The organism is Novosphingobium kaempferiae, assembly GCF_021227995.1.
Classification (GTDB): Bacteria; Pseudomonadota; Alphaproteobacteria; order Sphingomonadales; family Sphingomonadaceae; genus Novosphingobium; species Novosphingobium kaempferiae.
The window spans coordinates 1,654,574-1,676,267 of sequence record NZ_CP089301.1; the positions used below are offsets into that span (position 1 = coordinate 1,654,574).

Genomic DNA, 21,694 nt, shown 5'->3' on the forward strand with positions numbered 1-21,694 from the left:
TTTGTCCACATCGGTCAAGTTGACGCGCGCCGATGTGGTTTCACGGCATCGCCACTCCGCAGTGACGATGATGCGCGTCGCCACCCCATTCTGTCCACATTGGTCAAACTTCCCGGCGCCGGTTCCGATAGACAGGGCGCAGGCGTCCCGAGAACGGCGCATCAAGGAGAGGTTCGATGGAGCAGATATTGCGCGACATGCTCGACCGCGAGGCGATCCGCGCCTGCGTCGCAAGGCTCGCACGCGGGGAGGACCGGCGCAGCGCCGACCTCATCCGCGCCTGCTGGTGGCCCGAGGCGCGCTTCGATTACGGCGTCCACAGCGGGGACTTCGAGACGTACCTCGCATGGGTGGTGCCGGGCGCGGACGCGATCAAGGACACCCAGCACCTCCTCGGCCAGACGCATGTCGAGCTTGCGGGCGATGCCGCGAAGGCGGAAACCCACGTCTTCTCCTATCACCGCGTCGATATGGGCGCGGGCGATCGCGACACCTGCATCGGCGGGCGCTACCTCGACAGCTTCGAGCGGCGCGATGGCGAGTGGCGCATCGCCGACCGCGTGATGCTCTACGACTGGGAGCAGGACTGGGGCGCGGCGGCGGACTGGTCGAAGGGCGTCATGGGCTATCCCTTCACCGCCGAGCATTTCCCCGGCCGCGCGAAGGGTGACTTCAGCGAAGGCTGGTTCGCGGGGAACGCCGCGTGAGCGCGCCGCTTGCCGGCAAGGTGGCGCTCGTCACCGGGGCCAGCCGGGGCATCGGCAAGGGCATCGCGCTGGTGCTGGCCGAGCAAGGGGCCACCGTCTACGTCACCGGGCGCACCGTGAACGAGGGTGACTATTACCTCCCCGGCACCGTGGGCGGCACCGCCGCCGAGTGCGACGAGCGCGGGCGCGCCAGCGGCGGGCGCGGCGTCGCGGTCGCCTGCGACCATGGCGACGACGCGGCGGTTGAAGCCCTGTTCGCGCGCATCGGTGCCGAGCAGGGTCGGCTCGACATCCTCGTCAACAACGCCTTCACGCTGTCCGATGACCTGCTGGAGCCCAAGGGCTTCTGGGAGAAGCCGCTCGCCAATCTGGAGATGTGGGACGTCGGCGTGAAGTCCAACTACGTTGCGGCCTGGCACGCGGCGAAGATCATGGCCCCGCAGAAGAGCGGGCTGATCGTCGCGATCTCCGGCTTCGCGGCGGTGACTTATACTTACGGCGTGATCTTCGGCACGTCCAAGTCCGCGGTGGACCGCATGGCGCGCGACATGGCGATCGAACTGGAACCCCACGGCGTCGCGTCGCTGACGCTGTGGCAGGGGCTGACGCTGACCGAGAAAGCGAAAGACAACCTCGCGAAGATGGGCGACAAGATGACCACGTCGATCACGTCCATGCAGGGCAGCAGCGTGGAGCATCCGGGCCGTGTCATCGCCGCTCTGGCCGCCGATCCCGATGTCATGAAACGCTCGGGAGGGGAGTTCGTCACGGCGGAACTGGCGCAGGAATATGGCGTGACCGACGTGGACGGAAGCGTGATCGCATCGGCGCGGGCGAGCCGTGGATCGCCGATCTGGAAACCGATTTCGGAGGTCGACTACCGTGGCAAGTGACCGTGAAACCCGCATGGCGGCGATGCTCGACAAGCACGAGATCCGCGAATGCCTCGAACGCTTCTCCCGCGGGATGGACCGGTTCGACCGCGACATCTACCTTTCGGCCTTCTGGGACGACGCGGAGATGGCCGCCGGGCCGTTCGTCGGCAGCGCGGCGGACTGCTGGGACTGGGCGGTTCCGCTGCACCGCGCGGGGCAGATCCTGACGCATCACGCGCTGTTGCAGTCGAACATCGATCTCGACGGCGACACCGCCCATGCCGAGACTTACTATCAGTTCGTCGGCCGCAACCATGGCGAGACGCTGTGGATCGCCGGGGGGCGCTACGTGGACCGTCTGGAGCGGCGCGGCGACGAATGGCGCATCGCGCTGCGCACCAACGTGATCGAGTGGGGCTGCCTGCCGCCGCCGATGGCGGTGCCCTTCGGCGACGTCCCCGATATCGCGGTCAACGGCGTCACTGCCCGCGATCCTAGCGATCCTTCGTACCGCCGGCCGCTGGTCAACCTGCGCGCGCCCGCCAATCCGGGCAAGCCGTCTTGAGCGGACTGGTCAGCAAGGTCGCGCTCGTCACCGGGGCCACGCGCGGGATCGGCAAAGGCGTCGCCTGTGCGCTCGCCGAACAGGGAGCCACGGTCTACGTGACCGGGCGCACCGTGGCGGCGGGCGACCATGCGCTGCCGGGCTCGCTGGAGGAGACGGTGGCGGAGGTGAACGCGCGGGGCGGTTGCGGTGTCGCGGTCGCGCTCGACCTGCTCGACGACGCGCAGATCGCCGCCCTGTTCGAGCGCATCGCGCGGGACGAGGGGCGGCTCGACCTCCTCGTCAACAATGCGATGGCCATTCCCGATACGATGACGCAGCGCGCCGGGTTCTGGGAAAAGCCGCTCGCCGGGGAGTGGCAGATCTGGGAGACCGGGATGCGCGCCGCCTACATCGTGGCATGGCATGCGGCGCGCATCATGGTGCCGCAGGGCTCCGGCCTGATCGCGGCGCTCTCCGGCTACGTCGGCGTCACTTACACCTACGACGTGGTGTTCGGGACCACCAAGACCGCGACCGACCGGATGATGCGCGACATGGGCCACGAACTGCGCGACACCGGCGTCAGCGCCGTGTCGCTCTGGCAGGGCTTCACTTACACCGAGCGGGCGACGGAGAACCTCAAGTCGGTGCCCGGCATGGCGAACCAGCTCAACAGCGCGGTCGGCTCCTCGCCGGAGTTTCCGGGCCGGGTGATCGCGGCGCTGGCTATGGACCCGGACCTCAAGGCGAAGTCCGGCGGCACCTTCATCAACGCCGAACTGGCCGCTGAATACGGCCTGACCGACACGGACGGCCACGCGATCCCGTCTTTGCGCGCCACGCGCGGCGCTCCGCTGTGGGACGCGGGCGCGACGACGTGGACGGGCCCCTGAGCTTCAGCGCAGCGTGATCGGCTCGGCCATCAGGCGGCGGTAGGCCTTGAGGCTGAGCCACAGGCTGACGCAACTGAGCAGCGCGGCAATGGCGCAGACGATGCCGAGGGAATCGCCGACGCGCAGTTCGTCGCGGAACACCTTGTCGGTCAGGAACGCCACGCTGACCGGCGCGATGCCGAGGCCCATCAGCGTCACCAGCACGATATAGAGCGAGGAGGCGAGGCCGCGCATCCGGTTGGGCGTCACCACCTGAAGCGCGGTCGCGGCCATGGCGGTAGGGATCGAGTAGCAGAAGCTGATGATCCCGCCGACTGCCAGCACCATCTCGTACCCGCTCCTCAGCATGAGCGCGACGCAGCAGGCGAAGACGCCTAAAGCGCTTATGACGCCGAGGCGCATGTTGGCGTCGCGATAGCCCGCGCCATTGAGCCACTTCCCGAAGGTCGGCCCGGCCAGCACGCCGAGCGATCCGCCGACCAGCGTGACAAGGCCATAGGTCATGCCGACCTGCCCGATGCTCACGCCGTACTGCCGGATCGCGACGGTCGGCAGCCAGGCCGGGAAGGCGTAGATCGGGATGATCGCCAGCGCCATGCCGATGTAGAACCAGCCGTAGAAGCCGCGATTGGCCCAGAGGACGGCGAGCGTCGCTCCGAGCGTCAGCGGCGGCGGGGCCTCGGTGTGGTCGCGGTCCACCAGCCCGCGCGGCGGCTCGCGCATGACTGCGACGAGCGCGATGCAGACGAGGCCGAGCGTGCTGACGAGGACGAAGGTGATCTGCCACGGCGCCATGCCGCCCAGCACCGGCACTCCGGCGAAGTCGGTCGCCGCCGCCCAGTCCATCACCAGCCCGCCCAGCAGCAGCGCCATGCCGCTGCCGATATACGGCCCCATGTTGTAGATGCTGAGCGCGCGGGCAAGGCGCCGTTCGTCGAACAGGTCGCTCAGCAGCGACCATGACGATGGGGTCAGCCCCGCCTCCGCCGCGCCTACGCCCGAGCGCGCGGCGAACAGCGCGCCGAAGCTGCGGGCAAAGCCGCAGGCGGCGGTGAACAGGCTCCACACGCCGATGCAGCCGAGCAGGATGCGGCGTCGTCCCGAGGTATCCACCCAGCGCCCGAACACCGGGCTCATCAGCAGGTAGGCGATGGAGAACGCCGCGCCTTGCAGCACGCTGATCTCAAGGTCGCTGAGGCGGAAGTCGGCCTTGATCGGCTGCACCAGCAGGTTGAGCACCTGCCGGTCGATGAAGCCGACGCTGAACGTGGTGGTCAGTGCGATGAGCGCGAACCATGGCGAGCGGCGAAGGCTCACGCAGCGGCCTCGTCCAGCAGCGCGCGGTGCGCGGCGTCGAGGTCCAGCGTGGGGCCGGCGATCAGGTCACCCAGTTGGCCGGGACGCGATACGCTGGCGATCGGCGCGCTGATGCCGGGGCGGGTGAGCATCCAGGCGACGGCGATGCTCACCATCGAAGCGCCGGTGTCCTGCGCGACCCGGTCCATGGCGGCGATCAGGCGTGGGACTTCGGGGCGCTCGAACAGTGGGCGCAGGTAGGGTTCACGCGCGTGTCCGGCGATGTCCTCGACGCTGCGGTACTTGCCGGTGAGCAGGCCGTTGGCGAGGGCGTAGAACGGCACCACCGCCAGCCCCTCGCGCAGCGCGATATCCTGCAACGCGCCTTCGTACACATCGCGCTGGAGCAGGTTGTAGAGCGGCTCGATCACGGCGAAGCGCGCCCACCCGTTCGCGTCGCTGATCGCCAGTGCCGTCTCCAGGCGGTCCGGCGCGTAGTTCGATGCACCCAGCACCCGAACCTTGCCTTCGCGGACCAGCCGGTCGAACGCTTCGAGCGATTCCTCCAGCGGCGTGGACGGATCGTCGCGGTGGGCGAAGTAGATGTCGATTGTCTCGACGCCGAGGCGCTGCAGGGACTCCTCCACCGCACCCATGATGCGCGCCGGGTGCAGGCCGGTGCCGCCTCTGCCATCCATCAGCCCCACCTTGGTGCCGATCAGTACATCGTTTCGCCGCCCGCTGTGACGCAGCCATTCACCGATGATCGTCTCGGATTCGCCGCCGACATTGCCCGGAGCGAAGGCCGAATAGACGTCTGCCGTGTCGATCAGGGAGCCTCCGGAATCCACGAAAGCGTCGAGGATGGCGAAGCTTTCGGCGCGATCCGCGGTCCAGCCGAAGACGTTGCCGCCCAGCATGAGCGGGGCGGCGCTGAGGCCGGTGCGGCCAAGGGGGCGTGGGGTCACGGCATGGGCTCCGGGGTCAGAGGTGGCGGACGGGATCGCTGCCGTCCCAGTCGATCGAGGCGCTGCGCACACGCTCGAAAATCTCGCGCATCACCGGCACCATGTCGATCAGCTCGACGATGGGCCCGGGCGCATCGGGCGGCGGTTGCAGGTAGGCGAAGCGGGTGCGCTGCGATGCGCCTTCGGTGGCGATGGTCAGCCCCGCCGCGAGCGCGGCCTCCCGCTGCGCGTCGAAATCCTCGCTCGCCATGCCGACGTGATGCAGGCCGCGTCCACCGGCGGCGAGGAAGTCCCGGTAGGTCGAGGGCGCGGGGCCGGGGACGATAAGCTCGATCTGTATCGCCCCGCTGTGGGCGAGGGCGACCTGCGAGATGATGTCGGTCCGGTCCGCATCCTCGCCGCCGTTGCGCAGCCAGACGAACTGCGGCGGGGGCATGATGAAGAAGGGGCCGATGCCCAGCGTTCCAGTCCAGAACGCGATGGCAGGCTCCAGCGCCTCGACCAGATAACCCGCCTGCATGGCGCCGCCATAGAGCCTGCTCATGATCCTCTCACCGTCGTCGTTGCGATCAGTGCTGCGGTTGTCACGGTATAAAAACAAGCAGTCAAGACTGTATTTTATTTGACGTGCGCAGGGATGCTCGGGCAGGAGATGTGGCGACAACGGATCGGCGGATTCCAGCGGCTTCGACGGGCCGATGGCATCCGGAAAACGATCGAAGTAATACCACAGGAGAGATGCGATGCAGCGGCTCGAAGGCAGGGTCACGGTCATTACGGGTGCGGCGAGCGGGCTTGGCGAGGCCACCGCACGGCGCTTTGCGCGGGAGGGCGCGCCGCTCGTCCTCGGCGATATCCGGGAGGATGCGGGCGAGGCGCTGGCCGCCGAACTGGGCGCGACATTCCTGCGCTGCGATGTCACCCGCGAGGAGGATGTCGCCGCACTGGTCGACCTAGCGATGAGCACGCACGGAAGGCTCGACTGCATGGTCAACAACGCCGGGCAGCTTGGCGCCGTGGGCCGGGTCGAGGAGATCGAGGCGCAGGGCTGGCGCGATACGCTGGCGGTGCTGCTCGACAGCGTGTTCTACGGCATGAAGCACGCCGCCCGCGTGATGCGCCCGCAGGGGTCGGGCGTGATCCTGTCGACCTCCAGCGCCGCCGGGCTCGCGCCGCTGGGGCCGCATGCCTACACCGCGGCCAAGCATGCGGTGATCGGGCTGACCCGCTCGGTCGCGTCGGAACTCGCGGCGGACGGCATCCGCGTCAACGCCGTCGCGCCGGGCAACGTGCCCACGCGGATGACCGAGCTTGCCTATGGCGATGCCGAGGCGATGCGCCGGGCGGCGGAGGCGCGCAATCCACTGCGCCGGGTGGTGGAGGCGGACGAGATCGCCGGGGCCTTCGCCTATCTCGCCAGCGACGACGGCCTCAACGTTACCGGGCAGGTCATTGCGGTGGACGCGGGGCTCGTCGACTGCCGCCTTGGTGCGGAGTACTACGCCCGCGCGCCGACCTACTTCGATGCTAACGGCGACCGCCGGGCGGGTTAGGCCGCCTTGGGGCGCAGCGTGCGGATCTGGTCCTCGAGCATCTTGAGGAGCGCGGGCACCATCTCCTCGTCCAGCGCGCCGGTCATCAGGCCGGTCGCCATGCCTTCGATGAGGGTCTGCGAGAGCGCCATCGCCTGTTCGAACTGCGCGGGCGCGGACTGCCATTCGGGGAAGAGGGCGATGGCCTCGTCATGGAACCGCTCGCGGTACTCGACCTGGAGCGGGCGCATGATCTGCGCGAGATCGGCATCGGTGCGCGCCGCCATGGCGAGTTCCTGGAAGGCGACGAAGGCGGGCTTGTGAACCTGCTTCCAGTAGGCGGCGACCATCGTCGCCGGTTCGTGCTCGGTCGTCTCGGACGAGCGGCGGAAGGCGCGCAGGCGGCGTTCGTGGAGTTCGACGATGGTCGCGCGGATCAGCGTCGCGCTGTTCTCGAAATGGTGGAGCATCGCCCCGCGCGACAGGCCCGCCTCGGTCGCCACCAGCGGCGTCGTGGTGCCCGCATAGCCGACCTTGACGAGACACTGAATGGTCGCCTCGATCAGCCTCCCGCGGGTCTGCGCGCTCTTGAGCGACTGGCGCGTCGGGCCGCCTTCCGTCGCCGCCTTGCGGGTCGAGGGGCGGGCAGGGGCGCGCTCGGTGCGCTTGCGGGCGGGGCTGACGGCCAATCTGGGCTCCGGTGTGCGTTTGCGAAAAGTACGGAAATCCCTCCCTGCATCCTCAAGGGGCAGGGGAGCAACAGGAAATAGCGCAAACACGCCCGCGTGGCGCGAAAGCGGCATTCTTTCCGGTATACCAATCGAATACCGCTAAACGCGCTTAGGCCGACGTTAACCAATGTACCTTACCAGCCTCATGAAATCTTGAGGCTTTTTGCATGTTCGACGTCCTTCTCTGCATCCACGATCAGCACGACCACTGGCTCGTCCTGCTGGCTGCGGCGATCTGCGTCATCGCGACGATGAGTTCGGTGCTGCTGCTGCGCCATGCGCGCCACTTGTCCGGCGCTGCCGCCGCGCGGTGGGTGTCGGGAGCGGGGCTCGCCATCGGCTTCGGCATCTGGGCGACACACTTCGTCGCGATGCTGGGCTACGATCCGGGCGTGATCGCGGGCTATCAGGTGCCTGCGACGGTGATCTCGCTGGTCATGGCGGTGGCGATGACGACGGCTTCGTTCTTCGTCTCGCTCGCATGGCCGGATCGTCGCGGCATCGCGATCGCCAGCGTGCTCGGCGGCGGCGGCATCGCGGCGATGCACTACATCGGCATGTCCGCGCTGGAGCTTCCCGCCGAGATGCACTGGCGCAGCGGCTACGTGGCCGCCTCGCTGGCCTTCGCCGTGCTGCCCGCCTATCCGGCGCTGGCGCTGGCCGTGCGCGGCAGGACGCTGCGGAGCGGTATCGCGGCGGGGCTGCTGATGACGCTCGCCATCGTCCTGCTGCACTTCACCGGCATGGCGGCGCTGCGCCTCACGCCCGCGCCGCTCGACTTGCGCAACGGCGTGCTGCTCTCGCCCGGCAGCATGGCCGCCGCCATCGCCGGAGGCTCGCTCGGCCTGCTCACCATCTGCATTGCCCTGCTCGCCATGGCCCGCCAGTCGCGCCTCGCGCTCCATGCCAGTGAGCGCGACATGAGCATCTTCGTGCAGGGCATCACCGACTGCGCGATCTACATGCTCGGCCACGACGGCCGGGTGATGAACTGGAACGCGGGTGCGCAGCGCCTCAAGGGCTACGAGGCGGGCGAGGCCATCGGCCTGCCGCTCGCCGCGTTCTACACGCCCGAGGATCGTGAGCAGCACCTGCCCGAACACGCCGTCGCGCGCGCCGCGGCGACCGGCAAGTTCAGCGGCGAGGGCTGGCGGATGCGCCGCGACGGCTCGCGCTTCTGGGCGCACGTCACGATCGAGAAGGTCGCCAACGAGAACGGCGATCACATCGGCTTCGCCAAGATCACCCGCGACATGAGCCGCTTCAAGGAAGACGAGGACCGCCTGCGCGAAATGGCCGGGCACCTCGATGCCGCGCTGGGCAACATGCATCAGGGCCTGTGCCTGTTCGATGCCGACCAGAACCTGCTGATGGCCAACCCGCGCTTCGCCGAGATCTGGGGGCTGGGCGAGGGGGCCAACCCGAGCGGACGCACCCTTGGCGCAATCGCCTGCACCGTACTCGATGCGCAGGCCGCGGCAGGCCTTCCCGGCGAGCGTCGCGAGGGGCTTCGCCGCCAGCTTTCGCAGGCGTTCGAGCAGGCTTCGGGCTCCTCGGTCGAGATGGATTTCGGCGATCACCTCGTCGTCTCGATGCTATGCCGTTCGATGCCGGACGGCGGGCGCGTCATCACGTTCGAGGACATCACCGAGCGCCGCCGCTCCGAGGCGAAGATCGCGCACATGGCGATGCATGACAGCCTGACCGGGCTGCCCAACCGCCCGGCCTTCGCGCACTGGATCGACGCCGAGCTGGAGCAGGCGCGCCACTTCGGCCACCAGCTCGCCGCCGTCATGATCGACCTCGACCGGTTCAAGGAAATCAACGACACGCGCGGCCACGGCGCGGGCGACATGGCGCTCCAGCACCTCGCCAAGCGGCTGCTCGACGTGACCGAGGATGGCGAGGTCATCGCCCGTCTCGGCGGAGACGAGTTCGCCGCCGCCAAGCGCTTTCGCGAGCGCGCCGAGGTCGAGAACTTCCTCGAACGCCTCGAAGCCTGCTTTGCGACGCCGTTCGGTCCGGCGGACAACACCTTCCACCTCGGCGGCAGCCTTGGCGTCGCGATCTACCCGCACGACGGCGAGTGGCGCGAGCAGATCCTCAACAACGCCGACCTCGCGATGTACCGCGCCAAGGGCAATCTGGGTGAGCGGATCGCCTACTACGAGCCGGAGATGGACGAGACCGCGCGCGCGCGCCGCCAGATTGCCAACGACCTGCGGCACGCCATCGAGCGCGGGGAACTGAGCCTCGTCTATCAGGCGCAGCATTCGCTCGCGACCAACGGGCTCAACGGCTACGAGGCGCTGCTGCGCTGGCATCACCCGATGCGCGGGCTCGTTTCCCCGGTCGAGTTCATCCCCATCGCCGAGGAAACCGGCGAGATCTTCCAGATCGGCGAATGGGTGCTGCGCGAGGCCTGCCGCGAGGCGCGCAACTGGCCGTCCGCGCTCAAGGTGGCGGTGAACCTCTCGGCGGTGCAGCTGCTCCAGACCGATCTCGTCGACGTGGTGCGCGGCATCCTGATCGAGACGGGGCTCAATCCCTCGCGCCTCGAACTGGAGATCACCGAAACCGCGATCATCGCCGACAAGCTGCGCGCGCTGCATCTGCTGCGCCAGATCAAGGCGCTGGGCGTGAGCATCGCCATCGACGATTTCGGGACCGGCTATTCCTCGCTCGACACGCTGCACTCGTTCCCGTTCGACAAGATCAAGATCGACAAGTCGTTCGTGCTCAAGTCGCAGCAGAGCGCGGAGGCGAGGGCGATCATCAAGGCCGTGCTCGCGCTGGGCCAGAGCCTCAGCATGCCGGTGCTCGCCGAAGGCGTGGAGACGGTGGGGCAGGCCGATTTACTGAAGGAGCAGGGCTGCGACGAGGCGCAGGGCTACTACTTCGGCCGTCCGGGCCGCGCGCCGTCCGCCGATGCCCGGTTGCACAGCGTCGGCTGAGGGGCGTCAGTCGAGGTTGTCGTAAAGTCGGCCAAGCAGTTCGAGCATCCTCGAGAAGTCGCTCGCGGAGAACCCGCCGATGATCTTCTCGTAGAGCGGTGCGGCCACGCCGCGCGCCTCGGCGAGCTTGGCGCGGCCTTCGGGCGTCATCCTGATCTCGGTGACGCGCCCGTCGGTCTCGCTGGTGCCGGTCTCGACGAGGCCCGCCTTGGCCATGCGCTCGACGATGCGCATCATCGTGGAGAGGTTGATCGCGGCGGACCGGGCGACCTGGCCGATCGCCAGCGGCTCGCGATCGCCGAGCACCATCAGCGCGCGCCATGTCGGGATGTCGACGCCGATGCGGCGCAGCTGGGCTTCCAGCTTCATGTTGTACCGGCTGGCCGCGCGATTGAGCAGGTAGAACGGGTAAGCGTCGAGACGGAAGTCATCCGACCCGGGATTACCGACCGTGCGCAGATCCTCGCTCATCCTCGACTCCATCGGGCAGGATCGCGGGAATGGTACAACCCGAGGCGCAAGTCCATCGCCCCTGCGCCATCGGCGGTATGGGGCGCCCATAATGACTGCAATTGATCCTGCTGGGCGCGACAGCGCGGCACCGCCTCCGGCACATGCGCGGCGGGTTTATCGTAAGACGGAACGAATATGCACCGGACTTACAAACCGATAGCCCCGACCGACGATTGTCGCGATATAGCGAGGTTCAATAGGTTGATCGCCGAGCGTTTTGCGTAGCGCGGCAATATTGACCTTCAAATTGCACTCTTCAACGGTCAAATCACGCCAAACTAATTCCATCAATTCTCGCTTTCGCACGACTTCACCTGCACGAGATACGAGTACTGTCAGAATGTCGAGCGCACGGCCGCCAATTCGGACGGGCTTGGTCCCGTGGAGTAATAGCTGCCGCTCAGGTTGGAGAGAAAATGGCCCGAACATGTATGTCAGTACCGAATTTGAGCAATTATTTGAAATGTCATTTAAAAAATATTCTATTTTATATGTAAAATTGCAGTTATCCTTCAGATCGTTCGAATTCAATTTCATACCCCTTCTAAAAATATTAAAATATTAATGAGACGTGGGCGATCGTTGTGACAACATAATCAACGGCAAGGCGTCGTTCAGGATGTAAAAGATCTCAATTGAAACCGCTTTGAACATACCTCATAAATTAAATTAGCTATTTAAATCAATACGAAAGCGCGATTTTCCGGTAAAGTTGGAATTTGTGAGAAATTACTATGCGAGGCCAATTGGTTAATCGGCGTTAGTATAACTTGGTTTAATATGAGAAGAGGCCGCTTCTATTCGATGGGATTGGCTAAAGGCTCTTCGTTTGCGACGTTCAGCGCTTGAGGGTATTGCGAAGTCGCGTCGCTTTCGCTTTTTTGGACTTGTCGGGGTTACATCGCCCACCATGGGGTGCTTCGAGCCGCTGGCGGCAAGGGGCAGCGTCTTCGGAGCCGGTGGCGTCGTTGATCAGTCGATGATGTGCCGGAAAACACATGGGATCGTGAAACAGCAGTTGGTGGGCAGCAACAACCTGAATTGCTGCTACCCACCAACTGGATTGATAATAAGTATTATGTAAAATATAAAGCGCGGGCGTGTCAGCCCTGATTCTGCTCGATCCAGTTGCCGTGGAAGCCCGGCGGGACGCGGTGCGGCAGGTGGATGCTGGCGACTGGCGGGCCTTCGAAATGGCGGGCGTCGAGGATGACGAGATCGGTCGTGTCATCGCGTGTGTCGATGACGAAGCCCATCAGCCAGCCGTGGCCTTCGAGCGCGTCGGGCGTTTCGGGCACGAAGACGAACTCGCCCGGATGGCGGCCCGGTCCGAAGTCATGCTCCTGACGCGTGCCGGTCTGGAGGTCGTGCGCATAGAGGCTGGTCGAGCCGATGTAGCGCGCCACCGGTTCCTCCGGGATCGCGATGGTCCAGGCGAAGCGGTACGGCTGGCCGAAGAAGCGTTCGTCGGGGCGCGGGAATTCCTGCGCGGCGGCGTCGATCGTGCGGATGTCCACGGTGCGGCCGACCGGATCGACGGTCCAGCGCTCCAGCCCGCGCGAGCGGGCGTCGGGCCCCTGCGCGCCGTCGCCGAACATCGTGTCGTAGACGCACAGGTCCATCACCACGCTGCCGTCGGGCGTGTCGTAGGCATTGGCGACGTGGAACGCGTAGCCGGGCGCGACAGGGCACCAGACGATGTCCTCCTGCGTGCCGCCACGGGGCATCAGCCCCACCCTGCCCGCATGCGCCGGGTTCCAGCGATAGGGGAAGCCGTGCCCCTCGATCAGCGTGCGCATGGAGAAGGTGACCGGCAGGTCGAGGATCACCACGAAGCGCCCGGTGATCGCGCAGTCGTGGATCATCGGGCCGTGCTGCACCGCCACCGGCTCCTCGCGCACGACCTTGCCCGCCGTGTCGATGACGACGTGGCGGATCGTGCCGGGATCGCGGCTGTCGTAGCAGATCGCGTGGTTCTCGCCGGTCAGCGGATCGCGGTGCGGATGGGCGGTGAAGCTGCCTTTCAGCGTGCCGTCGAAGGGGTTGTAGACCTGCTCGTTCAGCCGCTCGCCCAGTTCGACCGGATAGCTGCCCGCCTCCACCAGCGCGAAAGTGCGCCCGCCGATGGCGACGACGTTGGTGTTCACCGTGTCGAACTGGTTGTTGAGGCGCGGTCCCGGTGCGGGCGCGACCTGCAGCGCCTTCGCCACGCCATTGGAGCGGACCCAGCGATTGCGATACCACAGCGCGCTGCCGTCCGCGATGGCGAGGCCGTGGACCATGCCGTCGCCGATGAACCAGTGGTGCGAGGCCGGATCGGCGTCGATGGGGTTCGGCCCGATGCGCATGTAGCGCCCGTCGAGCCCCGGCGGGATCGTGCCGGTCACCGGCAGTTCGGTGAGTGTCAGTTCCTCGGTCATCGGCGTATGGATGCCGGTGAGGAAGGGATTGCCGCCGACCGGCGGGGTCATGCGCTTGCGGTTGAAATCGGCCAGCGCCTCGACGCCCTTGGTCACGGCGCCGCGTATCAGAGTCTCGATTGGGCTTCCCATGCTCGTCTCCAATGTTTACGCTGTTACTATGAGTGACGATAGTAACAGTGTCAACATGGAGAAAAGGCCCTATCATCATGGGGATCTGCGCCAGAGCCTGATCGACGAAGGCTTGCGTGTGCTGGGCGAGCGCGATGCCGATTCGCTGTCCCTGCGCGAACTGGCGCGCGGCGTCGGGGTCAGCGCGACGTCGGTCTATCGCCACTTCCCGGACAAGGATGCGCTGATGACGGCGCTGGCGGTCGAGGGGCTGGCGCAGCTGGGCGCTGCGCAGCGCGCGGCTTCGGATGCGGTGGGTGGCGGCGAAGCGGGCTTCAAGGAGACGGGCCGCGCCTATGTCCGCTTCGCGCTGGCGAATCCGGCGTTGTTTCGCCTGATCTTCGCGACGCCCGCCGTGGCGCCCTGCCGCCTCGACAGTCCGGCGTCGTCCGAGGCGAATACGCTGTTGCAGGCGAATGCTGCCGCCGAAGCGGCGCGGCAGGGCGGCGAGGCGCAGGTCCATGCCGTGCAGGCCTGGGCTCTGGTCCACGGTCTCGCCATGCTCATGCTCGATGGGCAGATCCCGGTCGACGAGGGCCTGATCGACAAGGTGGTCGGGTAGTCATGCCTTGCGATGCACCCCGACCGCCGGACAAGCGGCGGCCGGGGGCTCGGGAGGAACCTTAGAACCGCACGCGCACGCCGGCTTCGATGCTGCGGTCGAACTGGTTCGCGATCTGCGGATAGTCCTTGTTCAGGTAGTACTGCTCGCGGAAGGTCCGCGTCAGGTTCACCGCGTCGAACTTGAGCGAGATGCGGTCGGTCAGCGCGTAGGTCATCGACAGGTCGAGCTGGCCGAGCGGCGCCACCAGCAGCGGACGGCCCGAGGAGTCCGCCGAGGTCGTCGCCACGTAGTCGCTGCGCCAGTTGTAGGCGAGGCGGACCGAGACCGGCCCCTTCTCGTAGATGCCGGTGATGTTGTAGTTGTGCTTGGAGAGGTTCTCCGCGCGCACCTTGTCCGGGCGGCCGACGATCTCGATCGAGCTGTCGATGTAGGTGTAGTTCGCCTGCATGCCGAGGCCGTCGAACGGGCCCGGCAGGAAGTCGAAGAACTGCTGGTAGCTGACCTCGAAGCCCTTGATCCGCCCGTCGCCGCCGTTGCGCGGGCGGCTGACGCGGTAGACGGTGCCGCCGATGGTCTCATCCACGGCGAAGCTCTGGACGAAGCCCTTCACGTTCTTGAGGAACAGCGAGGCGACGATCAGGTTCGACTGGCCGAAGTAGTATTCCAGCGAGGCGTCGTACTGGTCGGCCTTTACCGGTGTCAGGTTGGGATTGCCGCCCGAACCGGTGCCCGAGGACGGGCTGAGCGAGAGTGCGGGCGACAGGTCGCCGTAGGCCGGGCGCGAGATCGCCTTCGACGCGGCAAGGCGCAGGAAGAAGTCCGGCGTGAACTTGAAGCGCAGGTTCGCGCTCGGCAGATAGTTTTCGTAGGAGCTCTTGCCCACTGCGGTGGCGGTTTTCTGCTCGGACGTGGTCTTGAGCGCGCGCAGGCCGATATTGCCGTCGATGCCGATGGCGCCGAGATCGGTGCCGAACACCGCCTCGCCGTAGCCCGCGATCACCTTTTCGCGCACTTCGTAGTGCGAAGCGGGAGTGAAGGCCGGGTCGTCGCCGTTGAGGCCCAGCAGTTCGCGCACCTTGCGCGGATCGCGGATGTAGTCGAGCCCCACGGTGGACCACTGGTTGAGCGAGCTGGTGCGGCCCTGGAACAGCTTGTCGGGCGTCAGTTCCATCACGTCGGCGACGGGCTGCGTCAGGCCCGAGTTGCCGGTGTTGTAGTTCAGGCTGACCTGATCGGTGACGGTGGTGTGATGGACGTAGCGCACGCCCGCCATCAGCGACTTGAGGAAGCCTTCCTCGAAATCGTACTTGGCATCGAAGCGGACGACCGGCTCCTTGCCGAAGGCGTTGGTGATGAGGTCGCTGTAGGTCGTGTAGCTGAACGCCGCCGGGTTGGTCGGATCGACGCCGCTGACCGATACGTCGGGCGTGGCGCCGGAGATGTCGACGGTCGCGTTGGGCGCGATGCCGCGGAAGTTGAGCGAGCGCGAGTAGAACGGGCCTTCGCTCTGCGAGAACGAGAATTCGCCGCTCAGGGTCAGGCCGCCCGAGTTCCAGTTCGCGCCGAACGCGCCCTGGTAGATGCGGTAGGGGTTGGTCGTCGCGCCCGCGCCCGCCAGCATCACGGCGTTGCGGTAGCTCGCCGTCGCCGGGATCGTCGTGCCCGGCTTGAAGGTGAACGAGCCCGGCACGGCGGAGGAGCCGTTGCCCGCGCTGGTCTGCACGGCGAGCGACTGCGTGGCCGACTTGCCGTTGGAATAGGCATAGAGCCCGTCGACGTAGAAGCTGAGGTTGTCGGTCGGCTTCCACTGGGCCGATCCCGTCACCGTGAAGCGCGTGCGGTCACCATAGGTATAGCGCGCCTGTGCCTGCGTCGGCGCGGTGACGGTCGATCCGGGGATCAGGTCGGTGCGGTTGACGTAAGTGTTGACGTTGGTGTCGTAGGCGCCGGTCGTCACGCGCTCGTAGGTCACGCCCAGCAGCACGCCGACTTCGCCGATGCCGGTGTCCCAGCGATTGCTAACGAGCGCGGCAAGGCGCGGCTCGGCCTTCTCGCGGATGCGGCTGTAGTTGGCGTTGGCCGAGCCGACGAGGCGGAAGCCGTCATAGTCGAACGGCCGCGCGGTGCGGATGTTGATGAGGCCGCCGAGGCCGCCCTCGATCTGGTCGGCGGTCGCGGTCTTGTAGACGTCGATGCCCGAAAGGATGTCGGCCGAAAGGTCGAGCAGGTTGGCGTTGCGGTTGGACGTGGTGAAGACGACGCGACCGTTTAGCACCGTCTGCACCTGCGTGAGCCCGTGCACCGCGTAGTTGTTGCCCTCGCCGCGCGCGTTGCGCAGGATCTGGACGCCCGGCACGCGCTGCAGCGTTTCGGCGATGTTGGTGTCGGGCAGCTTGCCGATGTCCTCCGCCACGATCGAGTCCTGGATCTGCGGCGAATCCCGCTTTATCCGCGCGGCGTTCTGGAGGCTCTGGCGAAAGCCGGTGACGATGATCTCGGGCGCCTGATCGGCGACATCCTGCGGCACCGCATCGGCGGCCTGCTGCGCATGGGCAGGCGTTGCGGTGAACAGTGCTGCGGACAGGCACGGCAGCAAGGCGGCCGAAGCCAGCAATTTCGACTTATCAGACATAAATCCCCTCCGATTTGCCCTTCAAGGGGCTATCTGTTGCGCAAGAAATTCTCACATTCGCCGATTTCGTCAAGATGATTCGACATATGTATGATGATTTTGTCATCAAAGATGTCTGATAATTATTCGATGGTCAGCGAGTCCACCGCCAGCGGTGCGCCGTCTTCCCAGGACAGCCGCACCGTGTATTTCCCCGCGTTCACCGCGGTCGCCGTCGTCGCCTTCGCGATCTGCCAGCCTTCGCCCGGCTCCACCGGTACGCGGGTTTCCGACATCGCGATCCCGCTGGAATCCAGCAGCGTCACGACCACGGTCCTGCCCGCCGCCCCGGTCGGCAGCGAATAACGCAGGCTGAGCCCGTGCCTTGCGGCGATGCCCGTCTCGTAAGGCCACTCGATGCGGCCCCCAGTCAGTCCGGCGCTCAGTCTCACGAAACCGCTGCCGCCGTACCCCTTGATGTCTGATGAGATGGCGCCGCCGGTGAGCGCGCCCTTCTCCGCTTCGTTGACGCCCTTCTTCGCGCTCAGCGAGAAGACGCCGGGCGCATAGGGCGAAGGCAGCGCACGCCGGACCAGCAGGGGCCACCCGGCGGGCACTTCGACATCGGCCCCGGCGGGGAAACGGCGCGAGGCGAAGCGCACCCGCTCGATCGTCTCCGGGGCGATGATCGCGGCCTTAAGCCCGGTGTCGGTCCAGCCCTGCGGCAAGGGCGCGTCCTGAGGCAGCGTGCGGTACACCTCGCTCCCGTAGCGCACCTTCACGACACCCTCTGTACCATCTAGGTGCCGTTCAGTGCGCACCCAGTCGCTGTCGAGGAGAGCTGCCGGAAGTCTGCTCCAACGGCCGTTTTCCGCGCCGAAAGCAGGCTGCCCATTGTCGAGATAGGCCTGGAGCGTGCCCTGCCCTCCGGTCATCCCGGCAACCAGATCGGTCTCCGCCTGAACCGGCACGGGCGCCGATTTCCCCGCCGCCGACACCGCGATGGCGGACAGGATTCCCTGCCCGGCATCGACCCGGGGGAACGTAACGACCAGCCTGCCGTCTCGGCTCTCCGCCTCCACGATCCGGCGCAAGGGCCGCCCGAAACCGGCCTCCGCAAACACGTCGAGATCGCGCAGGACCGTGCTTCCGTTGACCGCGACATCGAAGCGCCGCCACCCCTTCGCATCGATCCCGGCCCGCCCGTACCACGGCTCGATGAAGTAGAGTTCGACGCGGTAGCGCCCTTCGGGCATGGCAAAGCTGTACTCCAGCTGCTCGCGCCCATAGCGCAGGCTGCTGAACAGCGCGTCGTCCGCCGTGCCGTCGATCGGATCGGAAAACGGCCGGCGACTGCCAAGCCCGGGGTCGAGATCGCCATAGGCATCGGCCCAGCTTCGCCATCCCCAGCCCATCCCGGCGTTGCGATGCCGGTCCGCCGCCCAGCGCTGCCCATGGCTGTCCACGACCTCCGGCCCGCCTACGTTGACGCGGTAGAGGTAGCTGCGGCCCGGCTCCGGCGTCGTCACGGAAACAGGTGCCGCGGCCTGCGCCTCCGCAGGCAGGTTGTTGAGAAGCACGGTGTCCTCCGCCGCCACGCGCCCGCCCTGAAGGCATTGCGCCGACAGCCGGTTGGTACGCACCGCGACGCCGTCCCAGCGGAAAGTGCCGCTTCCGTCCCGCTCGCGCCGTCCCAGCGAGACCGCGCCGTTGCGCAGTTCCACCGCATCGCAGTTTGAGTAAGCCTCTATTCCAGAACGGATTCCGGGGCCTTCCCAGCGATCCGGCCATGTGTGGGAAACGAGGTAGACCATCGGCTTCATGGCTGCGGGCACATGCAGCGCGCGGTACATGTAATAGGCATCGAGCGGCTCGCCCCAGAGCGTCATCAGGCCCTTGTTGTTGGCTGGGCCGACATGGTCGAGAGGGCGCACGCCGTCCCAGATCTGGGTGCCGTCGATGCGCATCGGGCGGCCCGGATTTTCGTGCGTCGTCAGCAGCCACTGGAAGTCGCCGACTGACCGATCCGCCACCGAATCCGCGAGCCTCGCCTTCTTCGCCATCAGCGCGGCGAAGCGATCCTCGGAAAAGGCGCTGTCAGAATACGGCTGTTCGCCGTGCATTTCGAGCGAGCGCCACGCGCCGTATTCGCCCACCAGCCCCTGCTTGACCAGCTCCTGCGCGTAGTTGTCGGGGTTGCCGCCATACGTGCCGGACCAGTTCTGCGGCACGTTCCAGTCGGAGCCTTCACCCCCGTTGCAGGTGACGATCAGGCGCTCGACCGAGGCGGTCGGGTCCAACTCGCGGATGATCGCCACGGCCTCGCGCGCGAACTCCGGCGGCAGGACGCTTTCGTTCTGGAGACCCCAGAGGAACAGCGCCGGATTGTTGCGCCGCTCGCGTACCCAGTCGGCCAGCAAAGCCTTGAAATTGGAGCGGAAGGCCGGATTGTCGAACCAGATGTGGGCGCTGAACTGCGGCCACCACAGCAGGCCCTTTTTGGCGACGAGATCGCCGTAAAGCAGGTTGTGCGGGTAATGCGCGTCGCGAAATGCGTTGAATCCTGCGGCCTGCACCTGCTCCACCCGCGCGGCGATCTGGTCAGGCGAGAACGCATGCGAATTGCCAAGGAGATGCTCGTATTCAGCCGTTCCGCGCAAGAAGAACGGCGCTCCGTTGACGGTCAGCCGCCGCGTTCCGGCGGTTTCGGTGAGCGCGTAGGAACGCAGGCCGAACGGCGTTGACGTCTCATCCACCGTCCGCGAACCCTCCATGATCCGGGCACGCAGGGTGTAGAGTGTCGGCGTTGCGGGCGACCACAGGCGCGGTCGGGAGATCGTCGGCAGCGGGGCGTCGAAGCTCGCCTCGGCCCCTGCCGCAAGCTGCTGCGTCTGGCGCGCCTTCGAGACTACCCGGCCCGAGGGGTCAAGCAGTTCGGTGACGATCTCGAACCGACGGCTGCGCCCGGACAGGTTCTGGAGCTCGGTCCGCGTCGTCAGGCTGGCGGATTGCGCCGTGATGCGGCCCTTGTCACCCCACGCGAACAGGCCGAACGGGCGGACACGCAGCCCCGAAGTGCGCATGACGTGAACCGGGCGGAAGATGCCGAAGGGCTGCGAGCCCTCCGCAAAGCCGTTCTGCGGCTGATCGTCGCCCGACACCCACGGCAGGTCGGTGATCCCGGCGGGATTGTCCACGCGAACCGCAAGGACATTGCGCCCGCCGCGGACCGCCTCGGTGACGTCGAGCGTGAAGCTGGTGAGGCCGCCGCCATGCCTGCCGACTTCGCGCCCGTTCAGCCAGACGGTGGCGTAGCTGTTGACGCCCTCGAACATCAGGAAGACGCGCTCGTCGCCCTTCGGCGCGGCGATCTCGACCGGCATGCGATACCATGCGGAACCATGGCGCGCGCCCTTCACGACCTGCCGGTTGTAGGCGTATCCCTGCCAGTTGTGCGGCACCGAGACGGTCTGCCAGGCGTGGTCGTCGAAGTCGGGGCGCTCGAACGGCTTGTCGGCTTCGGGAGCCCGGCCTTCCGCATCGGCGTCGAACACGGCCGAGCGCCAGCCGTCCGCCAGCACGACATCGGTGCGGGCGGCGGCAGGCAGCGGCGCGATGGCGGTCGCCAACGCCAGCGCTGGCAGGAGATGGCTCACCAGTTCCACATCGAGCCGTCCGCAAGGCGGGCGATCGGCAACTGGCGCGGTTCGTAGGGGTATTTCGCCGCCAACTTCTCGTCGATATCGACGCCGTGGCCGGGCGTGTCACCGACCTTCAGGTAGCCGTCCGCGAAGCTGTAATCGTGCGGGAAAACCTCGTCGGTTTCGGGGCTATGGCGCATGTATTCCTGGATGCCGAAGTTCGGCACCCAGGTATCGAAATGCAGCGCCGCACCCATGCAGACCGGCGACAGGTCGGTAGCGCCGTGGCTTCCTGTGCGCACCTGATAGAGCGAGGCGAGGTCGGCGATGCGGCGCAAGTGCGTGATGCCGCCAGCATGGACGACGGTGGTGCGGATATAGTCGATGAGCTGGTTCTGGATCAGCTCCCGGCAATCCCAGATCGTGTTGAAGATCTCGCCGACGGCCAGCGGTGTTACCGTGTGCTGGCGGATGAGGCGGAACGCTTCCTGGTTTTCCGCCGGGGTGGCGTCCTCCATCCAGAACAGGCGGTACGGCTCCAGCGACTTGCCAAGGCGTCCGGCCTCGATCGGCGTCAGTCGGTGGTGGACGTCGTGGAGCAGTTCGATGTCAGGGCCATGGACGTCGCGCAGCCGCTCGAACAGCTTGGGGGTGTGGTTGAGGTAGCTCGACGTGGACCAGAGCGTTTCGGTCGGCAGCGTGGCGTCGGCGGGCTCATAGTACATGTCGCCGCGCCCGACGCCATAGGCGTGCCTGACGCCGGGAATGCCGCTCTGCGCCCGGATCGCGCGGTAACCGGCATCCTTGTAGCGACCGACCTGATCTACGGTTTCCTCGATATCCCCGCCGTTGGCATGACCATAGACCAGCACGCCGTCGCGCGACCGACCGCCGAGCAACTGGTAGAGCGGCATTCCGGCGGCCTTGGCCTTGATGTCCCACAACGCCGTGTCGACCGCCGCGATCGCCGACATCGTGACCGGCCCGCGCCGCCAGTAAGCGCCGCGATAGAGGAACTGCCAGATGTCCTCGATCTGCTGCGCGTCGCGCCCGATGAGGTTGGGCACGACATGATCCTGGAGATAGGAAACGACCGCCAGTTCACGCCCGTTCAGCGTGGCATCGCCGATACCATAGAGCCCCTGATCGGTCTCGATCTTGAGCGTCACGAAATTGCGCCCGGGAGATGTTACGATCACATTGGCGCGCGTGATCCTGATGGCGCTGCCCGCCCCCGACTTATCCAATTGCCCTCTCCCGATGTCGACAC

Annotated in this window: 17 protein-coding genes; 7 read left to right on the forward strand and 10 right to left on the reverse strand. The window is 66.6% G+C overall.

Annotated features, from left to right (window positions below; translation table 11 throughout):
* Nucleotides 1–176 precede the first annotated feature (176 nt).
* The 4 genes from LO787_RS07740 to LO787_RS07755 are packed head-to-tail and all read left to right on the forward strand — an operon-like array spanning nt 177 to nt 3,022.
* Nucleotides 177–707: a nuclear transport factor 2 family protein gene (locus tag LO787_RS07740; protein WP_232495267.1), complete on the forward strand. Its 531-nt coding sequence runs from the start codon at nt 177–179 to the stop codon at nt 705–707.
* Nucleotides 704–1,600 (forward strand): SDR family NAD(P)-dependent oxidoreductase, encoded by an 897-nt coding sequence (locus LO787_RS07745; protein ID WP_232495268.1) that lies wholly within the window; start codon nt 704–706, stop codon nt 1,598–1,600. The genes LO787_RS07740 and LO787_RS07745 overlap by 4 nt, the downstream gene beginning before the upstream one ends.
* Nucleotides 1,590–2,147, forward strand: a complete 558-nt coding sequence (locus tag LO787_RS07750) for a nuclear transport factor 2 family protein (RefSeq protein WP_232495269.1) — start codon at nt 1,590–1,592, stop codon at nt 2,145–2,147. The genes LO787_RS07745 and LO787_RS07750 overlap by 11 nt, the downstream gene beginning before the upstream one ends.
* On the forward strand, nt 2,144–3,022 hold the full coding sequence (locus LO787_RS07755; protein ID WP_232495270.1) for an SDR family NAD(P)-dependent oxidoreductase: 879 nt from the start codon (nt 2,144–2,146) through the stop codon (nt 3,020–3,022). Before LO787_RS07750 ends, LO787_RS07755 begins: the two co-directional genes overlap by 4 nt.
* 3 nt (nt 3,023–3,025) lie before the next feature.
* Here the strand turns inward: LO787_RS07755 and LO787_RS07760 are convergent, their stop codons facing one another.
* From LO787_RS07760 to LO787_RS07770, 3 genes are read right to left on the reverse strand one after another with little or no spacing between them, the layout of a single operon-like run.
* Nucleotides 3,026–4,339 (reverse strand): spinster family MFS transporter, encoded by a 1,314-nt coding sequence (locus tag LO787_RS07760; RefSeq protein WP_232495271.1) that lies wholly within the window; start codon nt 4,337–4,339, stop codon nt 3,026–3,028.
* A complete protein-coding gene (locus LO787_RS07765) occupies nt 4,336–5,286 on the reverse strand; it encodes an aldo/keto reductase (RefSeq protein ID WP_232495272.1) in 951 nt (316 codons plus the stop codon). The genes LO787_RS07760 and LO787_RS07765 overlap by 4 nt, the downstream gene beginning before the upstream one ends.
* 16 nt (nt 5,287–5,302) lie before the next feature.
* Nucleotides 5,303–5,830, reverse strand: a complete 528-nt coding sequence (locus LO787_RS07770; protein ID WP_232495273.1) for a VOC family protein — start codon at nt 5,828–5,830, stop codon at nt 5,303–5,305.
* A gap of 199 nt (nt 5,831–6,029) precedes the next feature.
* Between LO787_RS07770 and LO787_RS07775 the strand changes: the two genes are divergently transcribed.
* Nucleotides 6,030–6,839, forward strand: coding sequence for an SDR family oxidoreductase (locus LO787_RS07775; RefSeq protein WP_232495274.1), 810 nt, complete (start codon nt 6,030–6,032; stop codon nt 6,837–6,839).
* Here the strand turns inward: LO787_RS07775 and LO787_RS07780 are convergent.
* The gene (locus LO787_RS07780) at nt 6,836–7,507 is read right to left on the reverse strand and encodes a TetR/AcrR family transcriptional regulator (protein ID WP_232495275.1); all 672 of its coding nucleotides are present in this window, start codon (nt 7,505–7,507) and stop codon (nt 6,836–6,838) included. The two genes, LO787_RS07775 and LO787_RS07780, sit on opposite strands and share 4 nt — an antisense overlap.
* A 209-nt stretch (nt 7,508–7,716) precedes the next feature.
* Between LO787_RS07780 and LO787_RS07785 the strand changes: the two genes are divergently transcribed.
* Nucleotides 7,717–10,503 carry a bifunctional diguanylate cyclase/phosphodiesterase gene (locus tag LO787_RS07785; RefSeq protein WP_232495276.1) on the forward strand — a complete coding sequence of 929 codons (2,787 nt, stop codon included), beginning with the start codon at nt 7,717–7,719 and terminating at the stop codon, nt 10,501–10,503.
* Between the two features lie 6 nt (nt 10,504–10,509).
* Here the strand turns inward: LO787_RS07785 and LO787_RS07790 are convergent, their stop codons facing one another.
* The 3 genes from LO787_RS07790 to LO787_RS07800 form a co-directional block, all read right to left on the reverse strand.
* Complete coding sequence (locus tag LO787_RS07790) at nt 10,510–10,974, reverse strand: MarR family winged helix-turn-helix transcriptional regulator (protein WP_232495277.1); 465 nt, start codon at nt 10,972–10,974, stop codon at nt 10,510–10,512.
* Between the two features lie 156 nt (nt 10,975–11,130).
* Nucleotides 11,131–11,445 carry a winged helix-turn-helix domain-containing protein gene (locus LO787_RS07795; RefSeq protein WP_232495278.1) on the reverse strand — a complete coding sequence of 105 codons (315 nt, stop codon included), beginning with the start codon at nt 11,443–11,445 and terminating at the stop codon, nt 11,131–11,133.
* 674 nt (nt 11,446–12,119) lie between these two features.
* Nucleotides 12,120–13,568, reverse strand: coding sequence for an 8'-apo-carotenoid 13,14-cleaving dioxygenase (locus LO787_RS07800; RefSeq protein WP_232495279.1), 1,449 nt, complete (start codon nt 13,566–13,568; stop codon nt 12,120–12,122).
* Between the two features lie 28 nt (nt 13,569–13,596).
* Between LO787_RS07800 and LO787_RS07805 the strand changes: the two genes are divergently transcribed.
* Entirely contained in the window at nt 13,597–14,169 is a 573-nt protein-coding gene (locus LO787_RS07805) for a TetR/AcrR family transcriptional regulator (RefSeq protein WP_232495280.1), read from the forward strand.
* 61 nt (nt 14,170–14,230) lie between these two features.
* On the opposite strand, the gene LO787_RS07810 is transcribed toward LO787_RS07805, so the two are convergent.
* The 3 genes from LO787_RS07810 to manD form a co-directional block, all read right to left on the reverse strand.
* The gene (locus LO787_RS07810) at nt 14,231–16,804 is read right to left on the reverse strand and encodes a TonB-dependent receptor (protein WP_232495281.1); all 2,574 of its coding nucleotides are present in this window, start codon (nt 16,802–16,804) and stop codon (nt 14,231–14,233) included.
* Nucleotides 16,805–16,926: 122 nt separating this feature from the next.
* Nucleotides 16,927–20,439: a malectin domain-containing carbohydrate-binding protein gene (locus tag LO787_RS07815; RefSeq protein WP_232495282.1), complete on the reverse strand. Its 3,513-nt coding sequence runs from the start codon at nt 20,437–20,439 to the stop codon at nt 16,927–16,929.
* Nucleotides 20,436–21,644: a D-mannonate dehydratase ManD gene (manD, locus tag LO787_RS07820; protein WP_232496282.1), complete on the reverse strand. Its 1,209-nt coding sequence runs from the start codon at nt 21,642–21,644 to the stop codon at nt 20,436–20,438. The genes LO787_RS07815 and manD overlap by 4 nt, the downstream gene beginning before the upstream one ends.
* Nucleotides 21,645–21,694: the final 50 nt, after the last annotated feature.